This is a genomic window from Paenibacillus sp. FSL W8-0194, from assembly GCF_037969745.1.
In the GTDB taxonomy this organism is placed as follows: Bacteria; Bacillota; Bacilli; order Paenibacillales; family Paenibacillaceae; genus Paenibacillus_AQ; species Paenibacillus_AQ cookii.
Genome location: NZ_CP150205.1, coordinates 3,136,672 through 3,159,488 on the forward strand (window position 1 = coordinate 3,136,672; position 22,817 = coordinate 3,159,488).

Here is a 22,817-nt window from a genome sequence, read left to right on the forward strand (position 1 = left end):
TATTGCTTGACGGAAGGTATTTTTCAAGTGATGTCAATAAATCAGCTATCGATCCGGTTGTCGACATTCCGGACGGACCCGCGTTGAACCAGTTCAATGCCCAGCTTATAGGTCGCGTTGACCTCTTCCCCGTTAAGCATTTGAAACAGCAAATGCGCCGCTAAGGAACCGGCCTCGTGTTTGGGCTGGCGAATCGTCGTTAGCGGCGGATTCATGTAACCAGCCTGCTCGATGTCGTCGAAGCCGATGATCGAAATGTTGCCGGGAATCGAATACCCGCCTTCCTTCAATGCCGCCAGGCCGCCGATGGCCATTTCGTCGTTCCCGTAAAAAATCGCCGATGGCAATTCGCCCTGCATCATCATCGTCTTGGTGGCGCGATATCCTCCATCCCGCACAAAACCGCCGGTCAGGCGCCACTTCGTCTTCTCGCTTAAATCTCTCTCTTTTAATGCTCGGAGATATCCTTTATAACGTTGGCCATTGTCATACGAGTTTTGCGGGCCGCTGACATAAGCAATGGTTCGATGTCCCAAATCCAGCAAATGGCGCGTGGCGATATAACCGCCTTGTTCGCCGTCCACCAACACGTTCGCCAACCCGTCGCCCGTAAGCTCCCGGTCCATCACGACGATCGGAAAACGTTCCGATGCCGACTCCAGCAAAATTTCGTTCGGAATATTCTGCGCCAATACGATCGCCCCGTCGGCCCTTTTTTCGCGAAGAAATCGGACGGCCGTGGAGTCCTGGGCGCCGATGGAGCTGCAGGCGATCAGATCGTAACCGTTTGCAATCGCCACGTCTTGAATGCTCCGGATGAGCTCCGAATAATAAGGCCCGGAAAGATCGGTCAGGATCAGCATGATCGTGTTGGTGCGGCTCCGTTTCAAATCCATGGCAAAACCGTTTTTGCGGTAGTTCAGCTGCCGGGCTGCCTCAAGGACTTTCTCCTTCGTCTCTTTGCTTACTTTCGGGTCCCCGTTTAATGCATACGAAGCCGTCGAAAGCGCAACCCCCGCCAGCTTCGCCACGTCTTTTATGGTCGCCATTCGACCTCCTCCTTCCCAAATGACTTCGTTATGTATAGATTATGTGATTCATAAAAATGATGCAAAAAAACGCCTACATCCAGGGTTAATGATACCGGACTTAAGCGGTTTTTACAATGAAGTCGGGTTTCCCGACGAATCGCCCGCTCATGACAACAAACCCCGCCGATGCGGCGGGGTTGTCTCTGTCGATTGCAACTTAAAACATGAGATCCTTGGCGTATTGTTCTCCTTCAAGCAAATCGTATTCGACCAAGCGGTAATCGTTTAAGAGCGACCGCTGATCGGGGGTGAGCTGCGATATGATTCCCGAAACGCCGATCAGCACGTTTTTATTGAGCCCAGGTATTTCGGATTGCACCTTTTCGAGCAGTTTGTAATACGGAGGCAGCGCCTGTCCGCTCAGCTTGAACAACGTCGGTCCGATAAACGAAGGGCTGATGGTGCCGACGGAGCTTTTTCCGATATCGAAATTGGCCATATACAAAAGCTTCGTCTCATGCTTCAGCCGCGGATTTTGGTCCCAGCCTGCCTGGGCATAAATTCCGGAAGACAATGCCGGCAGATGGTCGCCCCAAAATACGACGATCGTCGGACGTTTGATGTTCTTTAATTCGCCGCTTAAATAGGCAACGGCTTCGTCGGTCAATTTCGTGTCGTGCACGTACGTCTCCATCTCGTCTTTATATTCCGGCTTCACGCCGCCGACCGTGATCGTGTTCTCGCCATTCAGGCCTTTCGTGAACGGAAAATGGTTTTGCATCGTCACGAGATGCAGAAAGGCAGGCTTATCCGACGATTGAAGCTGGCGAACCGCTTCCTGCATGGCATACTTATCCGTGATATAACCGTTCGGCGTAAACCGTTCCGCTTGCTGCAAATCCTTTTCGCTCGTAAAACGGTCGAAGCCAAGAATCGGATACACCCGATTTCGGTTATAAAACGTATCGTCAAACGGGTGAAGGGCTTTGGTTTCGTACCCTTTTTCTTTTAAAATGCTGACGATCGACGGAAGCGAAGACATTTTGACGATCCGCTGCTGATAAGGAATGGAGCCGTCCTTCAGAAAATACATCGACAAACCGGTTAACGCTTCGAATTCGACGTTGGCCGTATTCCCCCCGAATTCGGGAGAAAGCAAATACCCGGAAGGCGTTGCATGCTCATGCTGATGGATAAACTTCAGCGGATCTTCGCTAAAGGTATAAGTAGGCAGCCGGGTAGGGTCGAAAAAAGCCTCGTCCATGATATACAAAATGTTCGGCTGCTCCGCTGTCGGCTTCGCCGTTCCGCGATCCGGCAGGTTGCGGTATTTGGCGGCGATTTTTTCGATCGCCTCTTTGCTGTACCCTTCGGGCTTTTCCATCAGTTTCTGATTCAGATTGCCCGTAAAAGCATACACAAACCCGTTTTGCGCGTAATTCACCTTCTGGTTCCACGGAATATTTTGATAGTGCATGGAGGTTGCAAACGCGCTTTGCCCGCCGACCATTTGAATGAACCCTGCAATCATCAGGACGGATACCGCCACCATGACAAGGCGCAGAGGCAGCTGAACCTTGAGCTTGGGCAGCTTAAACGCCAAATACGCCAGCGCGGCGACGATGACGACCGCCACGATCACGGCTGCGGGTGAAATCATGCCATGCGTGATTTTGGTCATTTCCTTGGCGTTTTTAACCTGCATCAAATCCCACGGAAATAACGGTTCGCCGGTCGTGCTCAGCTTTTTATAATTGGCCACTGCCAAAATGCAGCATACCAAAAAAGCGAATAACGCGCCGGAATACACATTCGGAATGATCGCCGCAAACGTGAGCAGCACAAAAAAGAAAAACAGGCTCCCGGAAATATAAAGCCAATAAGATTGCGAAATCCAGGCCAGAACCCTTCCCAAACTCAGATTCAGGGATGCCGCCTGCATGATGAAATTCAGGACAAAACCGCCAAAGAACAGGGTGAGCAGCGTCGCTCCCAACCGCTTCGAGGGTTTAAACAATGGTTGCACTCGTATCCTCTCCTTACTTGACTCAGGCGGATATTATACTACATATTTCTTAAAAGCAGATTAAAAAAGAAAAAGACTTGCGCTTCAGATGACTGAAGGTCAGCCTTTACAAAAGGTGCTCCTTACTTTGTGTTTTGATGCATTTCAGCGAATTTGGCGGCTACTTCCGCTTCATCGCTCGGATTTGCTGCCTGGTTTCCGAATCAACGCGCGTCGACTCGATTATTTTTTGCAGCGCTTTGTTGTATGTAAAGTCATCGACCGTGCTGTTTTGCAGATAAGCCATTGTCGGAGCCGGCAGTTTTACGTAACACATCGATAATGCCCAAGCCACGGCCATTCGGACGTAATAAGCTTCGTGGCGGATCCGATCCAGGATGTGCAGCACGCGATCGATATAGGTTTCGTCGATGTAATAATTGAGCAGCATGACCACGCCAAAACGGATGTCGTATGCTTCTTCGGACCGCAAATAAGGCTGAAGAAAATCCCACACCAGCTCTTTGTTCGTTTTAGTGAATTTCAAGCCGGAGCAAAACGTATCGCATACCGACCAATTGTCGATTTTGGGGACAAACGCGGCGACATGCTTCAGCTTTTCAGCCGGTTCCGCCTTTACATGGCCTATTAAAATGCCCTGCAGCATTACCTCTTCAAAAAATTCGCCTGAAGCTTGCTGCAAATAAGACCGCCAGTCCCCGTTTGCAATCCCCTTCGCCAATTTGCGCAGCTCCGGAATACGGACGCCCAGCAAATTGGATATGCCCGGAATGAGGGATGAAGCAAATTTTTGGTATTCAGGTTCGGCCAGCTCCAGCAGCTTTGCTCGAACGACCGCCGTTTCCGTTTCCATCATGAACTTCCATCCTTACCTGTATGATATTTCCCATAAATAGATCGAGGCGACGGAACCATACGGCGAATAACGCCGCCGGTACTCGTCGAACTGCTGTTTGGACAACCCGTCAAGACCGTAGAGCTTTATCATTCCGCGCCGGATCGCCACATCCCCCCAGCTGACCACGTCAGGCCGCTGCATCGCATGAAGCAGCACCATTTCAGCCGTCCACACGCCGATGCCCGGCAGCGCCGTCAAGCGGCGGACAACTTCGGCGTCAGGGAGTTGAACAAGCTCATTCAAGTTAAACTCGCCGTTTCTAATGCTGCTGGCGATGCGATGGATGGATGCCGTTTTTTTCTCCGTCAAACCGCATGCCCTTAACTCCTCCGGAGACTCCATCGCTATAACGACAGGATCGATTCGCCCGAACCGGCGAAGCATCCTTTCCCAGATGGACTGCGCGGCTTTGACCGAAATCAGCTGGCCGACCACCGCCTGGCTTAAAGCTTGAAACAGATCCGGATTCGCGGGACGCTCCACTCTCCCCATCTTCTCCATCGCCGCGCCAAGTATGGGATCCGCGTTCTTTAGTGCTTCCGTTTCCGTCTTGCCGTATTGAAAAAACGCGGCATGTTGGCTCAACATATGCTTGTTCCCCCTCCCATCGCGGCTTTTGTTTATTAGGGTTCAAACCCCTTTTGGCTGAGGAACACTTGATCCTTCGGAAAAGTTCCGATGAACCGTTCATAGACGGTCCGGTATGCGCCGGGATCATACCATTCCTTATGCCCGATTTCCCCGTAAAGCCGCTCGATGCCCAGGCTTCTTGTCCGCTTTCCTCCGCTTCCGTCACCCATAAAATAATCGTCGATGCATATCCGGTCGACAAGGGGGCGTAATTTGGACGGAAAAGCATCCGTGCTCGGAAGTACGGGCGCAATCGTTGCTTGGGCCGGTACGCCGGCTTCCTTCAGAAGCTTCAGCGTCCTCAGCCTCGCTTCGATCGGCGGCGTTCCAGGCGTAAAATGGCGTCTGATGTCTTCCCTGTCCGTTTCCACGGTCATGCTGACCCTGACGCGATCCCCCAATCGAAGCAGCAAGTCGATATCGCGTTTCACGAGGGGACTCCGGGTCTGAACCAGCAAAAAATCCGGCGGCAGCTCCGCCATCGCTTCCAGCAAGGAACGCGTAATCCGTTCCGTCGCCTCCGCCGGTTGGTAGGGGTCGGTGCTCGAGGACATGAAAATCGTGACCGGTCCCCTCTTTTGAGCCCTGGCGAGCTCTTTCCGGAACACGTCCGCAGCGCCATGTTTGACATCCACCCACGTACCCCAAGCCTTTTCACGGAAGGTGGCTACGGGCATTCGCCGGACGTAACAATATGAACAGCCAAACGAGCAGCCCGAATACGGGTTTAACGAATGGCTGTAACCGGAAAGGAAGCCAGTCCCTTTATTCAGCATCGATTTTGGCGTTTTATATTCCAGCGAACAGGTCATGGCTTCTCCCCCCGGGTTCAATTCTCATACCTAAAGTTACCGTTTTATGTCGCATCATGGAAAATGACGCCCAAGCTGTACCTTGTGCCGGCCGTTACGGTGCCAACCCCATGCCGCAGAGAAGCCCGGTAATGTCCCCTTGCTCCTTGAACGGGACGGAAGCTCGTCGGGAAAATGACGCCGGCTCCCCGTTCCAGCTTGATCGCATGCCCACGGCTTTGCGCGCGCGGGCGCTGTTCGACCAAGAGAAACTCGCCGCCTTCATAATCGACATCCTTCCGGTTCAACGTCAGGAGCACCTGAAACGGAAAATATACCTCGCCGTACAAATCCTGATGCAGGCAATTATACCCTCCGGCTTCATATTTCAGAATGAGGGGCGTGGGACGGCGTTGGCCTGCTTCATGGCACTCCTCCAGGAAAGCGGAAAGCGTGCCGGGATACCCCGGCTCCTTGCCCAGCTGCTCCAGCCAGCGGTTGGCGGCAGCCGCCAGCGGCGGATAAAACGCCTCCCGAAGCTGCTGCAGCCGGCTGGGAAGAGGCGACTGAAAATACTTGTATTCCCCGAGCCCAAAACGGTATCTTTTCATATCGATCGTTTTTCTGTACACCTCTTCGGCAGGGTAGGACGCAATGAAGGCCTCGCATTCCTCCGGGGTCAGGACCGGCCGGAAAACGGCGAATCCCTGCTGATCCAAATCCCGGTGGAGAGCGTCCCAGTCCAAAGCCGCAACCCGTTCCGAAACCTCGTTATGCATGATGGGCAACCTCTCGAGTCCGGGAATCCGCGTACGCTTTCTCGATGGACAACAGCCGCGATTTCATCTCGAGCCCGCCGCGAAAGCCGGTTAAGGCTCCGTTTTTGCCGATGACGCGATGGCATGGGACCGACATGAGCACCGGATTGGCCCCGATCGCCGAACCAACGGCCCGAACCGCGGCCGGCTTGCCGATCGCTTCCGCAATGTCCGAATAGGAGCGCGTCTCCCCGTAGGGAATGGAGCGCAGCGCCTCCCAAACCGAACGCTGGAACGGGGTGCCGACCAGGTCGCAGGGAATCGTGAAGCGCACCAGCTTGCCTTCGATGTAATCCGCCAATTCGCTAACATAAGGCGACAGCGCCTTATCGTCCCGGATCAGCTTCGCCGGGCGCATATGTTTTCCCACCCATTCTTCCATTTCCTCATACGGCTTGTTAGCCGAACCTACGTAGCAAAGGCCGCGGGAAGTCGCTGCGAGATGCAGCGTCCAGCCTCCGTGTTCCAATACCGACCAATAAACAGGCCCTATCACTTCATTTTTCATCGAATGCGCCTCCTTGGGTCCATATCCCCGTTTCCATCATCCGTTTTCGATATTCGTAGGGGGTCATGCCGAATGTTCGTTTGAATAGCGAGATGAAATAGGACGGATTCGGAAGCCCGACGCTGCTACCGATCTCGGCTACGGACATGTTGGTTCGGGCGAGCTGCTCGCGCGCCTTATCCAATCGGATGCGTTGCAAATAGGCGACCGGCGTTGCGTTCATGATTTTTTTGAATGTCCGGTGCAAGTGGTACGGGCTCCCATGAAACATCTCCGCCAGCATATTCAGCGTTATTGCGCTGTCGTAATGCCGCTCCATGTACCGGGCGATCGCTTCGACCCACTCGCGGTCCGGCAATCGTTCGCCCGTCGGCTTGCACCGTTTGCACGGCCGGAATTCCTCCCGAATGGCTTCAGCCGCGGTGCGGAAGATCCGAACGTTGGCCCGGTTGGGGACCTTTGACTTGCAGGAAGGCCTGCAAAAAATCCCCGTCGATTTGACCGCGTAAAAAAACTTGAAGTCATAGGACGCGTCATTCCCGATGATCGCCTGCCATTTTTCCTCCGTCAGCGCCTCTTCTTTCGCCATGTTCATATTCGTTCACCCCTTCATCCAAAGTATACCCTCTTTTTCGTCCGGACGAAGGAATAACGGAATAGAAAAGCAAGATTGTGATATTCGAGAATCGTTTCGTTTTTTGGTTGGCACCCTTGGCCAGGTTCAGCAAAATTCGATCTCTGAAGCCTTTTTCACGACGGCAAACTCGCGAAACTGCCGGTTATGCAGGTCAATGATTTCTTGCGCTGTTTGGCCTCCTTGGCCCCATGTGCTGTGGGCATCTTCCACGACGGTTACGTCGTACCCCAGGTCCGCCGCCCCCCTGCTTGTCGCTTTTATGCATATATCGGTCTGGATCCCTGAAATGACAAGGCTGCGGATGCCTTGCTCCTCCAGGATCCGCTGCAGTTCGGTTTCATGGAATGAATTCGGCGTGAATTTCTGGATGACGTCTTCTCCCTCATGGGGCGCGATGGAAGGGTGGATCTCCCAATCCGGAGTCCCCGTTTCGAGCTGCTCGCCCGCCCCTTCGTTATGCTGCACGTAGATGACGGGCACGCCGCAGCTTCGCGCTTTGCTCTGCAAGTCTTGAAGCTTCAACAACAATGCATCCCCGGCATGAACCGGGTCGTTCTCCGGGAACATGCCCCTCTGTACGTCAATCACCAACAACGCTTGCGAATTCATATTGGTTTTCCTCCCGTGGGATTCCATATTTTTCGTGCTGAAGTTCCAGGTCTTCTATCATTTTAACAGGAACATACGTTCCTTACAATATCAACCTAACGCAAAACCTAAGGGAAAGATTCGGATGCATATTCGTCCCTTCCATGGGGAAAATATCCACGAGGTGTTGATTATGGGCGTTTTTCTGAATTTAAGGAAATTTTTCTTCACGCAAGGGAAAAGCTCGGAACAGGTGACCGCCAAACCCGAAAAAAACGAAAAGCCTTCCTTGAACCATATACTGGATCAGTTTAAGGACTGCATCGACTTTCAGCAGCGCACGTATCCCAATTGCCAGATCGATATCGTTTATCTCCCGTTCCTGGTGGGAGCGGAGCCGCTAAAGCGGGATATCATCGATCCCCTTTCCGAAGCCACCGAGGAGGAAGCGGAACAAATCTTTAAGCGTTCCCAATACAAGCTGACGGCCGACGCCAAGGAATGCGTCAAAGGAATCCTGGACGGCCAAGCCGCCATATTTTTTCGGGACCTGGTCTATCTCGTCGATATTTCCGAGCCCGTAGGCCGATCGATCTCCCAATCCGAGACGGAGACGGTCATTTCCGGCCCCCACGACGGCTTCGTGGAAAATCTGTCCCAGAATCTGGGCGTATTGCGTAAAAAAATCAAAAGCACGCATTTAAAAACCATCAAATTTGAGGTCGGGGAAATCGCCAAAACCGACGTGGTATTGGCCTATGTCGACCGTATTGCGGATCAAGACATGGTGGACGACTTAAAAAAACGGATTCAATCGATCGAATTCGATGCCGTCATGGATTCGAACATGCTGATTCAGCTGATCGACGAAAATCCGAACTCCGTATTCCCGCAGTTCATGACGACGGAGCGCCCGGACGCCATCGCTTCCAAGCTGATCGGCGGCCGCATCGTAGGTTTCGTGGACGGAAGCCCGTCCGCATTCGTGTGTCCTACCAATTTTTTTGATTTCTTCTCTTCGCCGGACGATTATTATCAACGCTGGCTGCTGGGGTCTGCCCTGAGGATTTTGCGGTTCATCGGTTTTCTCATGACGATCAGCTTTACCGCGTTCTACGTTTCCGTGACCACCTATCACTATGAAATGATTCCCCATACGATGCTTCTAAACTTGACGGAGTCGCGCGCAAAGGTTCCTTTCCCGCCGCTTATCGAAGCGCTGCTCATGGAAACGACCATCGAGCTGCTTCGCGAAGCCGGCGCAAGGCTCCCGACGAAAGTCGGCCAAACGATCGGCATCGTAGGCGGTATCGTGATCGGGCAAGCCGCGGTTCAGGCCGGGTTCACAAGCAACATTCTCATTATCTCGGTCGCCACATCCGCCATCGCATCGTTCACCATCCCAAGCTATATCATGAGCGCATCCATCCGCCTGATCCGGTTCGGCCTGATCATCATGGCCGGCGTCTTGGGAAATTTGGGGCTCATGATGTGTATCGGCCTTGTGGTGATCCACTTGTCGGGAGTCACCAACCTGGGAACGTCCTACTTGACGCCGCTGTCCCCAATGAACTTTTCCGATTTGCTGGACACGTTCGTTCGCGGACCTTTTTGGGGCCTTAGAAAGCGCCCTTCCATTTCGGATTCCCAAAACAAATCCACCAACAAAATGCGGAAATAAGGGTGAACAAAGTGAAAGAAAAATTAAACGTTTTCCATATCACCCTGCTCATTTTCATGACCGAAATGAACATCACGCTGTTCAGCCTCCCCCGCTTGATCGTCGAAAATATCGGCACGAACGGATGGATCGGCTATTTGGCGTTGTCCGTCATCGCTTCGTTTAATATTTTTCTGTATTGGCTGGTATACCGCATGGGCCGCGGCGCCTCCGTTTTTCAAATCATGGAGAGTGCGCTGCCCAAAGCGGTCATGTATCCGGTCTATTGGGCGCTGGCCATTTTTTGGATATTTACGGCTTCCTTCATCGGAAAAAAATTTTTTTCTTATATTCCAAATGCTGTCGTTCCAGACGACCAATCCGATGTTTATATTCCTGCTTTTCTGTTTCATGGTCTTCGCCCTCTTGATCAAGAATATTTACAATATCAGCAAAACGGCGACTGTATTTTTCTTCATGACCATATGGACGGTAGGGCTCACCGTGTATCAGTTCCAGGATTGGCAGATCGTCCGGTTTTCGCCGCATCTGTTTCAGCTTGCATCCCAAGGTCATTCATTTCGCAACTGGATGGAAGTGTACACCACTTTTATGGGTTACGAGCTCTGCATGTTTCTGTTTCCCCATGTCACCAAAAAGAGCAAATTGTTTCAAGGCGTGTTCATCGGGCACTGGGTGATTACCATTGCCCAGTTAATCGTCATACTGACTGCGTTCGGCTTTTTCAGCTTTCATCAAATCGAGTCGCTTTTATATCCCATCATCGATTTGCTGGATTTCATCGAAATGCCGTTCATTAACCGGATCGAAAACCTCGTGTTCTCGATGTTCGTGTTCGCCAATTTGATCGTGACGGTCATGTACTGTTTTGCCGCCCTGACCGCGATCAAGCAGACATGTCCGAAAGTAAAGCCGAACCGGCTCGAGTTCGTGATCGTGGCCATGGTGTTTTTTATCGGATACATCCCCAAATACTTGGGGCAATCGGAGCAGCTCTTAAGAAAAGTGCTGTACACAGAAACTTACATTGCTTTTGTCGTGCCGGTGGTGCTGATCTGCGTGCTGCTATATCTCAAACTGAAAGGAAAGGTGCCGAACAATGAAAGTTAAGCTCGTTTGCCTTGTCCTTCTCGTGGTGCTGACGGGTTGCACGGACGAGCATATTTTGGAGAAATCCGGATTCATCCGAACGATTGCCTATGATAAGGAGTCTGGTGAGCAAAAAGATTCCATGAGGGTCACGATCAGCATTCCGAAATCGAGTCACCAGGATGCCATCGTATATTCCGTCGTCGCCAAGTCCGATAAAGATGCAAAATCGCATTTTGACCGGCAAAACAACCGGAGGTTGGTCACCGGACAGCTTAGGCAGGTGTTATTCGGGGAAAAACTGGCCAAGGAAGGGATTTGGAAGCACCTCGATTCCTTGCGCAGGGATCCCATGATCGGCTCCAGAATGCACGTCATTATCGCGGAGGAGGACCCTTACCATATCTTGCTTCGCAATGACTACCCGCAGGGACCGACGGCCGGCGAATACATCGATACGCTCATCCGGACGGAAGCCAAAGCAGGCGATATCCCCGATTCCAACCTATATACTTTTTCAAGGGATTATTATGACGAAGGAATCGATCCGGTGACCAACATCATCAGGGAACAAAAGGAAAGCTTGATCATCGACGGCGTCGCCCTTTTTAAAGACGACAAATACGTCGGGAAGGTGGAGCCGAGCGACCGGATGTTTTTCGGGCTTCTTCACCATAACATTCATGCCGGCGATTTATATTTGAATTTGAAAGAAGATCACGATGATGGCGAGCAAGCTTCCCTGCAATTTCTAAGAAGCCGCCGCAAAATTCATGTCATCTCCTCATCCAAGCTGTTGCAGGGAAAACGATTGAAAGTAGACATAGACATTAAGGTTGAAGGTTCGCTCCTCGAGTATATCGGGGACCTGGATATGAAAAAACCAGCGGAGCAGCGCAAGCTGGAAGAAGAGATTCGGAAATCCATCCAAACGAAATGCCGTTCCTTGGTCCGCACGCTGCAGGAAAAACAAACCGATCCGCTCGGGATCGGTCAATATGTGCGCAATTCGCTTCCCGTTGGCGTATGGCATCGACTGGATTGGAGGAAAGTGTACGCGGACGCGGATATTTCGGTCCATGTCCATGTCCGCATCAAGGATTACGGAAAGCTGCAGCATTAGAATAATTTTTCGATACATGCCCTTTGACTACCAAAAAAGCAGAGCCTCGGCTCTGCTTTTTCAAGATATATGAAAGTATAACTTTCGAAGCAATTGTATGATTTTTTCCGAAAGAGCTGCTTTCATCAAACGGTTTCGATTTCCCGCTTCTTGCTACAATTACTTCATCTTGCTTAATGCCGGAACCGTCAGCGCCCGGTCTGTTTCCGTTCCCCGCGCATGCGGATTGGGAGTAAAATGCTTCATATGCCGGTGAAGCACCGCCGCAGCTTCCAGAACCTCCGGCCCGGCGACATCCACGGCCGAAATCCGGATCGCCTCGTTCCCGATCTCCACGATCCGAAAACCCGGCTCATCCAGGCAGGCCGACATTTGCACGAATGACCAGTCGTCCCGCTGCACGATCGAATCCATGTGCGTATGGCCGTTGAAATAAATGCCGATGCCTCTTTTGCGGTTCAGGATGTTCCACATGTCGATGCCCGGATGAATCGAGCCCTTTTCCCGCTCCGAACCGGCCGTCGTTCGGTATACCGGATGATGGCCGAACACAAGCAGCGGCTTTTCCCCGGACGCTTCAACCTTGTCTTCCAGCCATGCCAGCTGTTCGAAATCAAGCCACCCTCCCCAGTCGTTGAAATCCAATTCTTTGGCCGTATCCAGAAAAACCAGCATGGCTTCCTCGGTATCGAGCACGTGATAACGCTGCTGTCCCGTAATCTTCAGCACGTCCTCCCTCGTTTGCCCGTAGAGGTCATGATTGCCGAGCACGTGGACGAATGGTTTATCGGGCCGGCGAAGCATCGCGTACACCTCCTCCAACTCCGACGTTAGTCCAAAGTTGGTCAGGTCTCCAAGCGAAACGTACAAATCCGCATCCAAATTCAAAAACTTATCCAGCACATGCCGATAAAACGCGTCCCGGGCCTCCGCAAGCCCCGGAATCGACCGGTCGATCTCGTGATAGTGCAAATCCCCAAGCAATGCCAATCTCATATGGATCGCTCCCTCCGCTGATCAGGTTCAAGTATTTCTTCCCACTATATTACCGGCCAAGTGTTATGGGTCCATTAAGTTCACGGCCATGGTTTGTAAAAGACAACGGAAGCCTCCGCGAAACAAGTCATTAAATCGTAATCGTTACGTATAAATAAACGAACCTATTTTTTTGCATCCGATCCATGGATCCGTCATATTCATAGAATCGAAAGAGGTGGACGCTTATGCAAACGCCCGTCATCCTGCTCAGCGGTTTTCTCGGAAGCGGCAAAACGACCCTGCTGCTGTCCCTCATCCAAGAAAGCAAACGAAGGGGCCTTCGACCGGGCATCCTGATGAACGAACTGGGGAAACGCGACGTCGACGGCACCATCCTGGAAGAGCATGCCGACATACAAGTGGAGAAGCTTTTGGACGGATGCGTATGCTGCAGCCGCAAAAGCGAGCTTCCGGACAGCCTCGCTCTCCTGCTGGATCAGCAGCCGGACGTGATCTATATCGAACTTACCGGGGTCGCCGATCCGGACGAAATCAAGACGGCATTGCACGGCCCGGAATTTAGGGATTGCTTGAAACTGCATCATACGATTACGCTTCTGGACGCAGAAAACGCCCTTGAATACGCCAGCCGGTTTTCGGCGGATAAACAGCTCGTTCGAACGCTTCGCAAACAGCTGGAAACGGCGGATCTCATCACGGTGAACAAAAGCGACCTGGTATCCCGGGACATGCTCGCCAAAATCGAAAACATGGTCCGAAAGCATAACATGACCGCCAAATTGACGTTTACGACGTACAGCCGGATTCCTCTGCCGGATCTTTTGCAAGGGATATCGCCCAAGAAATCGAATTCGCATGCCCCAACGGTCGCCGGCGCCATCTCCAAGCCTGTGCAGGTTCACTCGGCGCATCCGGACGGACACCGCCATGGCTCCTCGGAAACCTCCGGATCGTTTTCGCGCGTCGGCACGGTCACGTTGACTTTTCCTCGGCAATACCCCGAGCGCAAGTTGTCCCGGGAGTGTTTGGAATCCTTTTTTCAAAGCTGGGGGGACAGCCTCATGAGAGCAAAAGGTCACGTCGCCTTGGATCAAGGCGGGCCGGTCCGGCTCGTTCAGTATGCGGGAGGCCGCACGTCGTGGGAGGATTCGCGTTATCCCGGTTCTCCCTATCTGGTATGCATCGGCATGGATTTAAACGAAACGCAGTTGAAAGAAACATGGGCCGCATTATTCCGTTAAAACCGACAGGAAGGAGCTTTGATCCATGACCGCACTTTCTCCCATGAAAATCATTCCCTTGCTTCTTCCTGCCGCCCTGCTGATCATCCTTGTCGTCATGTGGCTGCCGGAATATCAAGGACTGCTGAACAACGAATATGTCCATACGTTCAAAACGGGTTTCATCGGCATTTTATTGGAGGCCTTGCCGTTTATATTGGCCGGCGCGCTGTTGTCCTCCCTGCTTCAAGTATTTGTTCCCGATGAGGTCATTTCCCGCTGGATTCCAAAAAGGGCGATTCCCGGCATCTTGTTCGCGTGCGTGCTCGGGATCGTGTTCCCGGTTTGCGAATGCGGCATGATTCCGCTCGTGCGCCGCCTGATCCAAAAAGGCATGCCCGTCTATGTCGCGATCGTGTTCATTTTGTCGGGGCCGATTCTAAACCCGGTCGTATACGGAGCAACCTTCATGGCTTTCCGCAATCACCCCGAATTGGCCTACGCCCGGATGGGACTGGCCTTCGCGGCAGCGTTTCTGATCGGGCTGATCGTCTATTGTACGATAAAAAAATCGCCCATGCGCTGGTCGGCACAACGCGAAACGGGCGATATGGCGCACTCCCATGCCGTACGGGGAGGCAGATTGACGTCGGTATTCGTGCATACGTCGGAAGAGTTTTTTGAAATGGGAAAATATCTTCTGATCGGCTGTTTGCTCACCGCGGCGTTGCAGACGTTTATGGTCAGGGACAGCCTTGCCGCCATCGGCGGGCAGCCGCTGGGTTCTTATCTGTTCATGATGGGACTGGCTTTTGCGCTTTCCCTCTGCTCGACTTCGGACGCTTTCGTCGCTTCCACCTTTTTGCATACGTTCCCGGCGGGCTCCCTCGTTGCGTTTATGGTGTTCGGGCCGATGCTTGACTTTAAAAACGCGATGATGCTGATGGCGCTTTTCAAAACTAAATTTGCGCTGTACCTGTTTTTCCTCATCTTCGCCTGCGTGTTTATTGGCTCCGTTTTGTTATCGCCCTGGTTATAAGCTTCAGAGGAGGTGGTCCCGTGAACGATTCCAAAAGCATCCGCCTGCATTACCTGTTTCGGGCAGCGGTTCTGCTGGCGTTCGCCTATTATATATGGCATTTGACGAACGAAAACGCGCTCTCTTATTACGTTGCCCCCGCGCTTGCGCGCTGGATCAAGCTGTGTCCGATCCCCCTGGGCTTGATGGCGCTTAGCCTGATCATCCAGGCCGTGCTGGGCAAAAGCGCCATGCTTTGCAATTGCGACCACCGGCTGCCGGCTTCGCCTCTTGCAAGCGGCGCTTTATACGGGTTGTTCCTGTTCCCGCTCCTCCTCGGATTCGTCCTTCCCGACCGGGCCTTGGGGAGCGCCGCCGCCGTAAAAAAGGGCATGTCCTTTTCCTATAGCGCCGTCGAGCCTGAAAAATCCGTTCGCTTCGAATCGAAGGATCCTTATGCCCGAGAATTTACGGAGCTTGCGAAGATTTTGTACGAACTGCCGGTTATCCCCGTTTATCCCGCCATTTTCTCCGAGACGTTCGGCGCCATCGACATGTACAAAAAACAGTTTGAAGGCAAGGAAATCGCCGTATCCGGCTTCGTGTACCGGGATCAAGCGGGCGAGGACACCGGTCCGTTCGCGGTGAGCCGTTTCCTCGTCCAATGCTGCACGGCGGATGCGACTCCCTTGGGCATTCTGGTCGATCCGGTTCGGCAGCAGCACCTCCCGACAGATACTTGGGTGAAGGTGCAGGGGAAAATCCGCGTGGTTCCGCAGGATGGAAAAGAACTCATCCGGATCGAAGCTTCTTCCATCACGCCGATCGCCCAGCCGGACGCGCCTTATATCTACACCAGCGCCGATTCCGTCGAAACTTGGCACGAGCTGCAAAAGTTTGTAAATAAGGAGAAGTAACTCGCTTTTTTATGGCCTTTCAATCAAGATGGACAAAATAAAAAAACGGCTTTCGCCGTTTTTTTAAGCTCTTAGGAGCGCATGCTGGCAAGCCGTCTGCAGATCCCGCCATGCGCGGTTGATTTCCGTGTCCTCCATGCATGCCGCCAGTCCCAGCAGCGGGAACAGCCGCAGGCCGCAGCCAACCGAAGCTTTGGCCGCCGTGATGCATTCGATGGAGATTCGCTGTTCCATTTCGGGCGTCAGTTTGCCTTTTTGCCCCAGCTCTTCCCAAGATTTGTCCAGCACTCTGTAAAAGGCGTCCTTTTGATGGGCGAATTCCTCTTTCTGCTCCTCCAATTCGCTTAGGACGCGGTCATTGCCCCGCGCTTGCAGGTAGGATTCGGCCGCTTCCAGAAAATGATCCGCGAGCCCCATCGCAACCCCGGCAAACGACGTTTGCGCAAACGGCAAAAACGGATATTTGTACAAAAGCTCGTCCTCATGGGACCGGATCTCGGTGAACGAAAACGTCATTTCGTCCGGAACGAAAGCATCCTCCGCGATCATGCTGTGGCTGCCAGTCGCTTTCAGGCCGAACGTATTCCAATCCTTTTCGATTCGAACCTGGTCGGGACGCATGATCAGGGTAACGATCTCCGGCGCTTCGCCGGAATCCGCCGCCTGCTCCCGCTCAAGCACCGCATTCGCCGTAAAGGTCGTGGCGTACATGGAACCGCTGCAATATTTCCATCTCCCGTTCACGATGTAACCGCCCTCCACCTTTCGTGCCGTCCCCGTCGTCGCGCCGCTGCCTGCAATGACGGCATCGGGTCTCGCGTACACGTTCCGGCCGATTTCGTCCGTCATGAACGGCACGAAATAACCGCCGCCCGCTCCGATCGTGACAAGCCAGCCGAAGCTGCCGTCAATGCGGGCGCATTCCTGAAAAATTCGGATCGCTTCCGGAAGCGGTGTCATTTTCCCCTCCAAATCATCCGCGACGAACAAATGAAACAGCTTTTTATCATATATGTACTGAAGCGCTTCCGGCGTCATGCCGCCTTCCTGCTCCATCCGGTACGATTGCTCGCGGATGCGGCTAATCTCTTGCTGTGTAAATCCCATGCTTCCACCACTTTCGTATGAATGATATCTATTCTATTTTACCATGAACTCCAATTTGAAGCTGTTAAAAAAAGACGGGGAGCCCCCGTCCTCAAAAACAGCCGAACTTCTCTTTTTTGGCCTTCGGCCATCGAAACTTCGGAACATGCCGTACCATCGAGTCAAAAACGATCCCCCATTGATGCTCGGATAAAGATGCCACCGGCAGGTCGCCTCTTGCCCCCAGACTCCGTTTGACATGCTTGATTTGGGGGGCCGTAAATAGGCCTCGCAATGCCAAATCGACGGATAATCCCGGGTTTTTCAGCATATGTTCCGCCATTCCCCAAAAGATTGGATAGTCCTTCATCGGCACGATCGGCTTTGCTTTCCTGCTGATCGCCACCAAAGCGGAATCCACCTTGGGAGGCGGAGCGAAACTTTGTCTTGGAATATCTTTCACGTACCGGATGTCAAACCACATTTTCCAAGCGACGATATACGGATCTTTGGCCGTTTTTGCCGTAAATCTTTTGGCCGCGCCTTTTTCCATCACGATCACGCCTCTTTGGAATCCGCTCGAAGGTTTGCTGAGAAGTTTCTTCAAGATCGGCGTCGTAATAGAGTACGGAATATTCGAAACGACGGTAAAGGGTTCCTTGGGCAGCCGCATGTTCAAAATGTCTTCATGAATGACTTTCGTATTTGGATAGGGAAGGTTTTTTCGTTTCAAAATTTCGACGAACCTGCGATCGATTTCCACGGCCAAAACTCTTCCGGCCTTTTGGTTCAACATAGCCGTCAAAGCTCCCTTTCCTGCGCCCAAATCCAATACGGTATCCTGTTTGCCGACGTTGGCTGCATCTACGATATCCTGAATCGTTTTTTTGTGATGCAGCAAATGCTGCCCGGAAAAATTAGGCGTCTCCCAACTGCATATGTTTGTTCTGCTTTTATCGTTTTTCGAGATCATTAGGCATCTTCCCTTCTTCATGAAAATCACGGGCTTCCGCCTGCGATTCGAAGTAAAGGGATATCACCCCGTCCTTTTTGGACGACGGATCCATTGAAGCCGTCAGCAAATAAGGCCTGCCTCTGGTTCCAAAAAGAAGGAATGCATGCATAAAAAAAGAAAGGCAGAGCGACCCGCCTTTCTTTGCATTTCATATTCAAGAATATGGAATGAAGATTATTAAAAAAGGACAGACTGATCCCGTTTACTCCGTTTCACAAAACAGAGCCTTTGAACGTATTTAATTAACGGTTCAAAGTTGGGATGCGAAGTCTCATGTAATGCGTCATTTTTTAATAATCCTCCTGATTTGTTAAAATTCTTCACTATCTTATCATTTCTTATGCAGTCCGGTCAAACCCGCGGGTTCGTAAAAAACGGTTTAAAAAATAAAATACGGCCGGTTCCCTCCCGATCCGGGGGAAAGCGGCCGCGTTTCCAACGGAACAACATTCCGGACTTAAGCCAGCAATGCCGTTATTTCTTTAAAATGGTCGGCGAACCCGACAAACACCTGATCGTCGATCACGATCGTCGGGACCGTCTGCATCCCGGTGAGTCTCCTTACTTCCTCGGCATATTCTAGATTGTCTTCGCAGTTATATTCGATAAAATCGATCTGGTGATCCTTAAAATACCGCTTCGCTTGGTGGCAGTCGCTGCACGTGGAAATCGTATAAATTTGGACCGATTTTGCCATTTCCATTCACTCCTATCAGGCGTTTGGTGATACCGAAAATCCCGCGGCTTCCCGGATTTTTTCGAGCGTCATGCGGCGGACGAACTTGGCGAATTTTTCTTTTCCCTTGGCATTGGACTTATAGAAGTCGATAACCTTCATGATCGCCGGGATGATCTGTTCTTCTTTCAGTCCTTCCGCTAACAGCTCGGCGATGGCGGTTTTGATTCCTTTCGGCTCTCCGCCCACATAAATGCTGAATGTGTCCTTCATTTTAACGACCCCGATGTCTTTCAGCAGCGGTTCGCTCGTGCCAAGGGCGCAGCCGGCATAAGCAACCTTGATCGGAACCGGCGCCGCCATTCCGGCGATCGCTTGATGAATGGCTTGGGCCGTCGCCAGCCCGGCGTCTTCGGCCCCTTTGCAAAATTGGCAGGCGATCAACCCCTTGACGACGGCTCCCGCGGGACACACTTCCAGTCCGGCCTGCTGCAGCTGCTCTGTCACCTTTTCTTTTTCCTCCGCCGCTATTTCAACGTAAATCTGTCGGAAAGGCGTGATTTCAATATGCGCATCCGGGCCTGCAGCCGATGCAATCACCGTAAGCTGCTCCGGCGTAATGACGTTTCCGCCGACTTGGATCGGCGTGGATACGGCGATTTTCGTTTTCCCCGGCGTTTCTTTCGTCTCCATCATATTTGCTGCTCTCCCTTGCTATCCGCTTCTTTTTTATTTTGCTTCCACGACAAAAGGGACCGTCAAAACTTCGCCTTTGTGTTGAAATTGCCCCCAGATTTTATAGATGCCCGGATGCGGGAACATCGTTTTGAATTCGGCCGCCGGTCCCGTGGCTCCTTCATCCACGGGATGGACGTGAAGGTACTGTTCCGCATCGGCCGATAAGATGACCACGTGCCCGGCTGCGCCGAGGTATGGTTCCAGATCGTCGATGCCCTTCTTTGTATTCGCGTCGCGGACCGTGTAGGTTAACACGGTGTCGCTTTGCGCAAGATCGCTGCTGAGCGAAAGCTCAAACTCCCTGCCGTTCACTTCCCGTACCCTTTCGCTGTCCGGCACTAGCTTGCGGTGACCGGCAGGCGCGCCGTTCACCTCTACCCAGTCGCTCAAATTAACGGCAGCGTCGTCCTCCGTAACAAAATCGACGATCCATTTATATTTGCCGCCATCCGGGAAAGTCGTTCTGACCCTGAATATCCCATGGCCTTCATACTCGGGATGGATATGGGCAAAAAACGACAGGTCCCGGTTGACGATGATCAAATGGATCTGTTTTTCATGGCTTACTTTGAAGCGGCTTATCGGATTCCCGTCCCGATCCGTCGTTACGATTTGGATCTCCGTCTCCTCGCTTGCGTTTGGCGCGCCGTTCGGAAACTCCAAGCGCGCCTTATAATGCCCTGCCATGTTTTGGTGATGGCCGTGACCGCCGTGCTGATGTCCATGGGCTCCATGACTTTTATGCGCCCCGTTGCCGTGATGGTCATGCTGCTGATGCCGGCTGTTTTCATGATTCATGGCATGTTGTTCGCTCATCTTCAATCGCTCCTTTGTATTCGGATGGTTTGCATCATGGGAACTCGCTGCGAATCACGACTTATGCACATCAGTGGCGGATTTTCACCCGCTGCAGCCGGAGCGCGTTCAGCACGACCGACACGGAACTAAGCGCCATCGCCGCACCCGCAATCCAAGGAGCAAGCAGGCCGAGAGCAGCCACCGGAATGCCCAGCGTATTGTACCCGAGTGCCCAGAACAGATTTTGCTTGATGTTGCCCATCGTTTTGCGGCTCATATAAATCGCGTCCGGAATGCTGGACAAATCTCCGCGCATCAGCGTGACGTCCGCGGCTTCCATGGCAACGTCGGTGCCTGTGCCGATCGCCATGCCGATATCCGCCGTCGCAAGCGCCGGAGCGTCATTGATGCCGTCGCCGACCATCGCCACTTTTTTGCCTTGGGCTTGCAGCTTTTTGACCTCTTCGGCTTTTCCTTCCGGAAGGACTTCGGCACGGACGTGATCGATGCCGACTTCCGCCGCGATGGCTTTGGCTGTCCGTTCGTTGTCGCCGGTGATCATGATGACTTCGATCCCCATGTCTTTCAAGCGCTGTACCGCTTCTTTGGATGTTTCCTTAATGGTATCCGCAACCGCAACTAAACCTGCATAGCGGTTGTCGATCGCGGCCAGCATCGCGGTTTTGCCGGATTCCTCCAGGCGGGACATCAACGCGTAAGCATGGGAAGCCTCTACGCCGTGTTTTTCCATCAATCTGCGCGTGCCGACCAGCAGTTTTTTGCCTTCGACCTCCGCTTCGATGCCGTACCCCGGAATGGCTGCAAACGATTGCGTATCCGGCAGCTGAATGCCGCGTTCCTGAATTCCTGCGACGATCGCTTCTGCCAATGGATGTTCCGAGTTTTTCTCGGCGGCGCCGACGAGCCGGAGAAATTCCTGTTCGTCGCCTTCGGCCGCAACGTCGGTCAATTCCGGTTTGCCTTTGGTTACCGTACCGGTTTTATCCAGGATAATGGCGTCGATTTTATGCGTTTGCTCCAAATGTTCGCCGCCCTTGAAGAGAATGCCCAGCTCTGCGGCACGTCCCGAACCGGCCATAATCGATGTCGGCGTTGCGAGACCAAGGGCGCAAGGACATGCGATGACCAGGATCGCGATCGCTTTTTCCAGCGCTTCGGCGAAATTGCCGGGCGTCACGAAGAAATACCAGACAAGGAACGCCGCAATGGCGATGCCGACGACGATCGGAACGAAAATGCCGGATATGACGTCCGCCACCCGCTGGATCGGCGCTTTCGATCCTTGGGCTTCTTCCACGACCTTAATGATCTGGGCCAGAGCCGTTTCTTTCCCGACCTTGGTGGCTTGAACGCGCAGGACGCCGTTTTTGTTCAGGGTCGCGCCGATGACGGCGTCCCCGGATTTTTTCTCGACAGGCAGGCTTTCGCCCGTCAGCATCGATTCGTCCACGGACGATTCGCCTTCGATGACATTGCCGTCGACGGGGATTTTTTCGCCCGGACGGACCATCACAATATCGCCTGCGATCACTTCTTCAACCGGGAGAGTCATCTCCTGACCGTCGCGGATGACCCGGGCGGTTTTGGCCTGAAGCCCCATCAGCGATTTGATCGCTTCGGACGTCCGGCCTTTGGCAAGCACCTCGAACAGCTTACCCATGATGACGAGCGTGATCAAAATGGCGCTTGTTTCGTAGTACATGTTCGGACCGTGGTGCAGGTTGGCGCCCTTTGCGTACCAGTCGATCGTCAGGTACAGGCTGTAGAAGTAGGCGGCCGATGTTCCCAAAGCAACGAGGACGTCCATGTTGGCACTGCCGTTGCGCAGCGCTTTATACGCCCCGACGTAAAACGGCCATCCGATGTAAAACTGTACCGGCGTCGCCAAAACCAACTGAAACCACGGATTCATGAACAGGTCCGGCAGGTAGATCCAAGATGTAAACGAAAAGTGCGCAACCATCGCCCACAACAGCGGGATCGACAGAATGGCCGAAACGATCAATTTTCGTTTTTGCTTCCGGACCGCCCGGTCCCGGGTATCCGCATGTTCTTCCTCATCGCTTTGCGCGACCGCTTTGTAGCCGAGCTGCTTCACTTTCGACTGCATATCCGCGACCGAAACCTCGGCTGGCGAATATTCTACCGTAGCGGTTTCCAGCGCAAAATTGACGGAAGCGTTCGTTACGCCGGGCATCTTGTTCAGCCCTTTCTCGATCCGGTTGGCGCAAGCGGCGCAGGTCATGCCTTCGAGCTTGAACCGGGTGACTTCCTTGACGGTTCCGTAGCCCAGCTTTTTGATCGTCGCTTCGATGGCCTCATCGTTCACCTTATCGGAATCGTAGGTTACGGTTGCCCGTTCCAACGCAAAATTGACGTTGGCGGAGTCTACGCCCTCCATTTTGTTTAAGCCTTTTTCAATCCGGTTGGCGCAGGCTGCGCAGGTCATGCCGGTTATTTGTACGGTTTTCTGTTTTTGCTTTTTAAGAGCTGCTTCCAAAACCATCAC

The 22,817-nt window shown here is 52.8% G+C and carries 23 protein-coding genes; 6 read left to right on the top strand and 17 right to left on the bottom strand.

Annotated elements, in window-relative coordinates:
* Positions 1 to 41 precede the first annotated feature (41 nt).
* The 9 genes from MKY58_RS14155 to MKY58_RS14195 form a co-directional block, all read right to left on the bottom strand.
* Complete coding sequence (locus MKY58_RS14155) at positions 42 to 1,049, bottom strand: LacI family DNA-binding transcriptional regulator (RefSeq protein WP_339320845.1); 1,008 nt, start codon at positions 1,047 to 1,049, stop codon at positions 42 to 44.
* Positions 1,050 to 1,248: 199 nt separating this feature from the next.
* Positions 1,249 to 3,057 carry an LTA synthase family protein gene (locus MKY58_RS14160; protein WP_339320846.1) on the bottom strand — a complete coding sequence of 603 codons (1,809 nt, stop codon included), beginning with the start codon at positions 3,055 to 3,057 and terminating at the stop codon, positions 1,249 to 1,251.
* 160 nt (positions 3,058 to 3,217) lie between these two features.
* Entirely contained in the window at positions 3,218 to 3,910 is a 693-nt protein-coding gene (locus MKY58_RS14165) for a DNA alkylation repair protein (RefSeq protein WP_339325153.1), read from the bottom strand.
* Positions 3,911 to 3,925: 15 nt separating this feature from the next.
* A complete protein-coding gene (locus tag MKY58_RS14170; protein ID WP_339320847.1) occupies positions 3,926 to 4,543 on the bottom strand; it encodes a DNA-3-methyladenine glycosylase 2 family protein in 618 nt (205 codons plus the stop codon).
* A 35-nt stretch (positions 4,544 to 4,578) separates the two neighbouring features.
* A complete protein-coding gene (locus MKY58_RS14175; protein WP_339320848.1) occupies positions 4,579 to 5,397 on the bottom strand; it encodes a radical SAM protein in 819 nt (272 codons plus the stop codon).
* Between the two features lie 44 nt (positions 5,398 to 5,441).
* Positions 5,442 to 6,155: a 2OG-Fe(II) oxygenase gene (locus tag MKY58_RS14180; RefSeq protein ID WP_339320849.1), complete on the bottom strand. Its 714-nt coding sequence runs from the start codon at positions 6,153 to 6,155 to the stop codon at positions 5,442 to 5,444.
* A complete protein-coding gene (locus tag MKY58_RS14185; RefSeq protein WP_339320850.1) occupies positions 6,148 to 6,702 on the bottom strand; it encodes a methylated-DNA--[protein]-cysteine S-methyltransferase in 555 nt (184 codons plus the stop codon). Before MKY58_RS14185 ends, MKY58_RS14180 begins: the two co-directional genes overlap by 8 nt.
* Positions 6,692 to 7,291, bottom strand: a complete 600-nt coding sequence (locus MKY58_RS14190; RefSeq protein WP_339325154.1) for a bifunctional transcriptional activator/DNA repair enzyme AdaA — start codon at positions 7,289 to 7,291, stop codon at positions 6,692 to 6,694. Before MKY58_RS14190 ends, MKY58_RS14185 begins: the two co-directional genes overlap by 11 nt.
* A 132-nt stretch (positions 7,292 to 7,423) precedes the next feature.
* Positions 7,424 to 7,948, bottom strand: a complete 525-nt coding sequence (locus MKY58_RS14195; RefSeq protein WP_339320851.1) for a cysteine hydrolase family protein — start codon at positions 7,946 to 7,948, stop codon at positions 7,424 to 7,426.
* Between the two features lie 172 nt (positions 7,949 to 8,120).
* Between MKY58_RS14195 and MKY58_RS14200 the strand changes: the two genes are divergently transcribed.
* The gene (locus tag MKY58_RS14200) at positions 8,121 to 9,608 is read left to right on the top strand and encodes a spore germination protein (protein WP_339320852.1); all 1,488 of its coding nucleotides are present in this window, start codon (positions 8,121 to 8,123) and stop codon (positions 9,606 to 9,608) included.
* 23 nt (positions 9,609 to 9,631) lie between these two features.
* Here MKY58_RS14200 and MKY58_RS14205 read toward each other — a convergent pair whose 3' ends face one another.
* Positions 9,632 to 10,000, bottom strand: coding sequence for a hypothetical protein (locus MKY58_RS14205; RefSeq protein ID WP_339320853.1), 369 nt, complete (start codon positions 9,998 to 10,000; stop codon positions 9,632 to 9,634).
* Between MKY58_RS14205 and MKY58_RS14210 the strand changes: the two genes are divergently transcribed.
* Both MKY58_RS14210 and MKY58_RS14215 read left to right on the top strand, forming a co-directional pair.
* A complete protein-coding gene (locus MKY58_RS14210) occupies positions 9,972 to 10,718 on the top strand; it encodes a GerAB/ArcD/ProY family transporter (protein WP_339320854.1) in 747 nt (248 codons plus the stop codon). The two genes, MKY58_RS14205 and MKY58_RS14210, sit on opposite strands and share 29 nt — an antisense overlap.
* Positions 10,708 to 11,820: a Ger(x)C family spore germination protein gene (locus MKY58_RS14215; RefSeq protein WP_339320855.1), complete on the top strand. Its 1,113-nt coding sequence runs from the start codon at positions 10,708 to 10,710 to the stop codon at positions 11,818 to 11,820. Before MKY58_RS14210 ends, MKY58_RS14215 begins: the two co-directional genes overlap by 11 nt.
* A 159-nt stretch (positions 11,821 to 11,979) precedes the next feature.
* Here the strand turns inward: MKY58_RS14215 and MKY58_RS14220 are convergent, their stop codons facing one another.
* The gene (locus MKY58_RS14220; RefSeq protein ID WP_339320856.1) at positions 11,980 to 12,816 is read right to left on the bottom strand and encodes a metallophosphoesterase; all 837 of its coding nucleotides are present in this window, start codon (positions 12,814 to 12,816) and stop codon (positions 11,980 to 11,982) included.
* 227 nt (positions 12,817 to 13,043) lie between these two features.
* On the opposite strand from MKY58_RS14220, the gene MKY58_RS14225 reads away from it, so the two are divergent.
* The 3 genes from MKY58_RS14225 to MKY58_RS14235 are packed head-to-tail and all read left to right on the top strand — an operon-like array spanning position 13,044 to position 15,974.
* Positions 13,044 to 14,060, top strand: a complete 1,017-nt coding sequence (locus MKY58_RS14225; RefSeq protein WP_339320857.1) for a GTP-binding protein — start codon at positions 13,044 to 13,046, stop codon at positions 14,058 to 14,060.
* A gap of 25 nt (positions 14,061 to 14,085) precedes the next feature.
* Complete coding sequence (locus MKY58_RS14230) at positions 14,086 to 15,078, top strand: permease (protein WP_339320858.1); 993 nt, start codon at positions 14,086 to 14,088, stop codon at positions 15,076 to 15,078.
* A 20-nt stretch (positions 15,079 to 15,098) separates the two neighbouring features.
* Entirely contained in the window at positions 15,099 to 15,974 is an 876-nt protein-coding gene (locus tag MKY58_RS14235; protein ID WP_339320859.1) for a TIGR03943 family protein, read from the top strand.
* A 63-nt stretch (positions 15,975 to 16,037) separates the two neighbouring features.
* Here MKY58_RS14235 and MKY58_RS14240 read toward each other — a convergent pair whose 3' ends face one another.
* The 6 genes from MKY58_RS14240 to MKY58_RS14265 form a co-directional block, all read right to left on the bottom strand.
* Positions 16,038 to 17,081 carry an acyl-CoA dehydrogenase gene (locus tag MKY58_RS14240; protein WP_339320860.1) on the bottom strand — a complete coding sequence of 348 codons (1,044 nt, stop codon included), beginning with the start codon at positions 17,079 to 17,081 and terminating at the stop codon, positions 16,038 to 16,040.
* Positions 17,082 to 17,172: 91 nt separating this feature from the next.
* On the bottom strand, positions 17,173 to 18,033 hold the full coding sequence (erm, locus tag MKY58_RS14245; RefSeq protein ID WP_339320861.1) for a 23S ribosomal RNA methyltransferase Erm: 861 nt from the start codon (positions 18,031 to 18,033) through the stop codon (positions 17,173 to 17,175).
* Positions 18,034 to 18,532: 499 nt separating this feature from the next.
* Complete coding sequence (locus MKY58_RS14250) at positions 18,533 to 18,772, bottom strand: glutaredoxin family protein (protein WP_036709358.1); 240 nt, start codon at positions 18,770 to 18,772, stop codon at positions 18,533 to 18,535.
* A gap of 15 nt (positions 18,773 to 18,787) precedes the next feature.
* On the bottom strand, positions 18,788 to 19,447 hold the full coding sequence (locus tag MKY58_RS14255) for a nitrite reductase (RefSeq protein ID WP_339320862.1): 660 nt from the start codon (positions 19,445 to 19,447) through the stop codon (positions 18,788 to 18,790).
* 33 nt (positions 19,448 to 19,480) lie between these two features.
* A complete protein-coding gene (locus MKY58_RS14260) occupies positions 19,481 to 20,305 on the bottom strand; it encodes a hypothetical protein (RefSeq protein WP_339320863.1) in 825 nt (274 codons plus the stop codon).
* A 70-nt stretch (positions 20,306 to 20,375) separates the two neighbouring features.
* The gene (locus tag MKY58_RS14265) at positions 20,376 to 22,814 is read right to left on the bottom strand and encodes a heavy metal translocating P-type ATPase (RefSeq protein ID WP_339320864.1); all 2,439 of its coding nucleotides are present in this window, start codon (positions 22,812 to 22,814) and stop codon (positions 20,376 to 20,378) included.
* Positions 22,815 to 22,817: the final 3 nt, after the last annotated feature.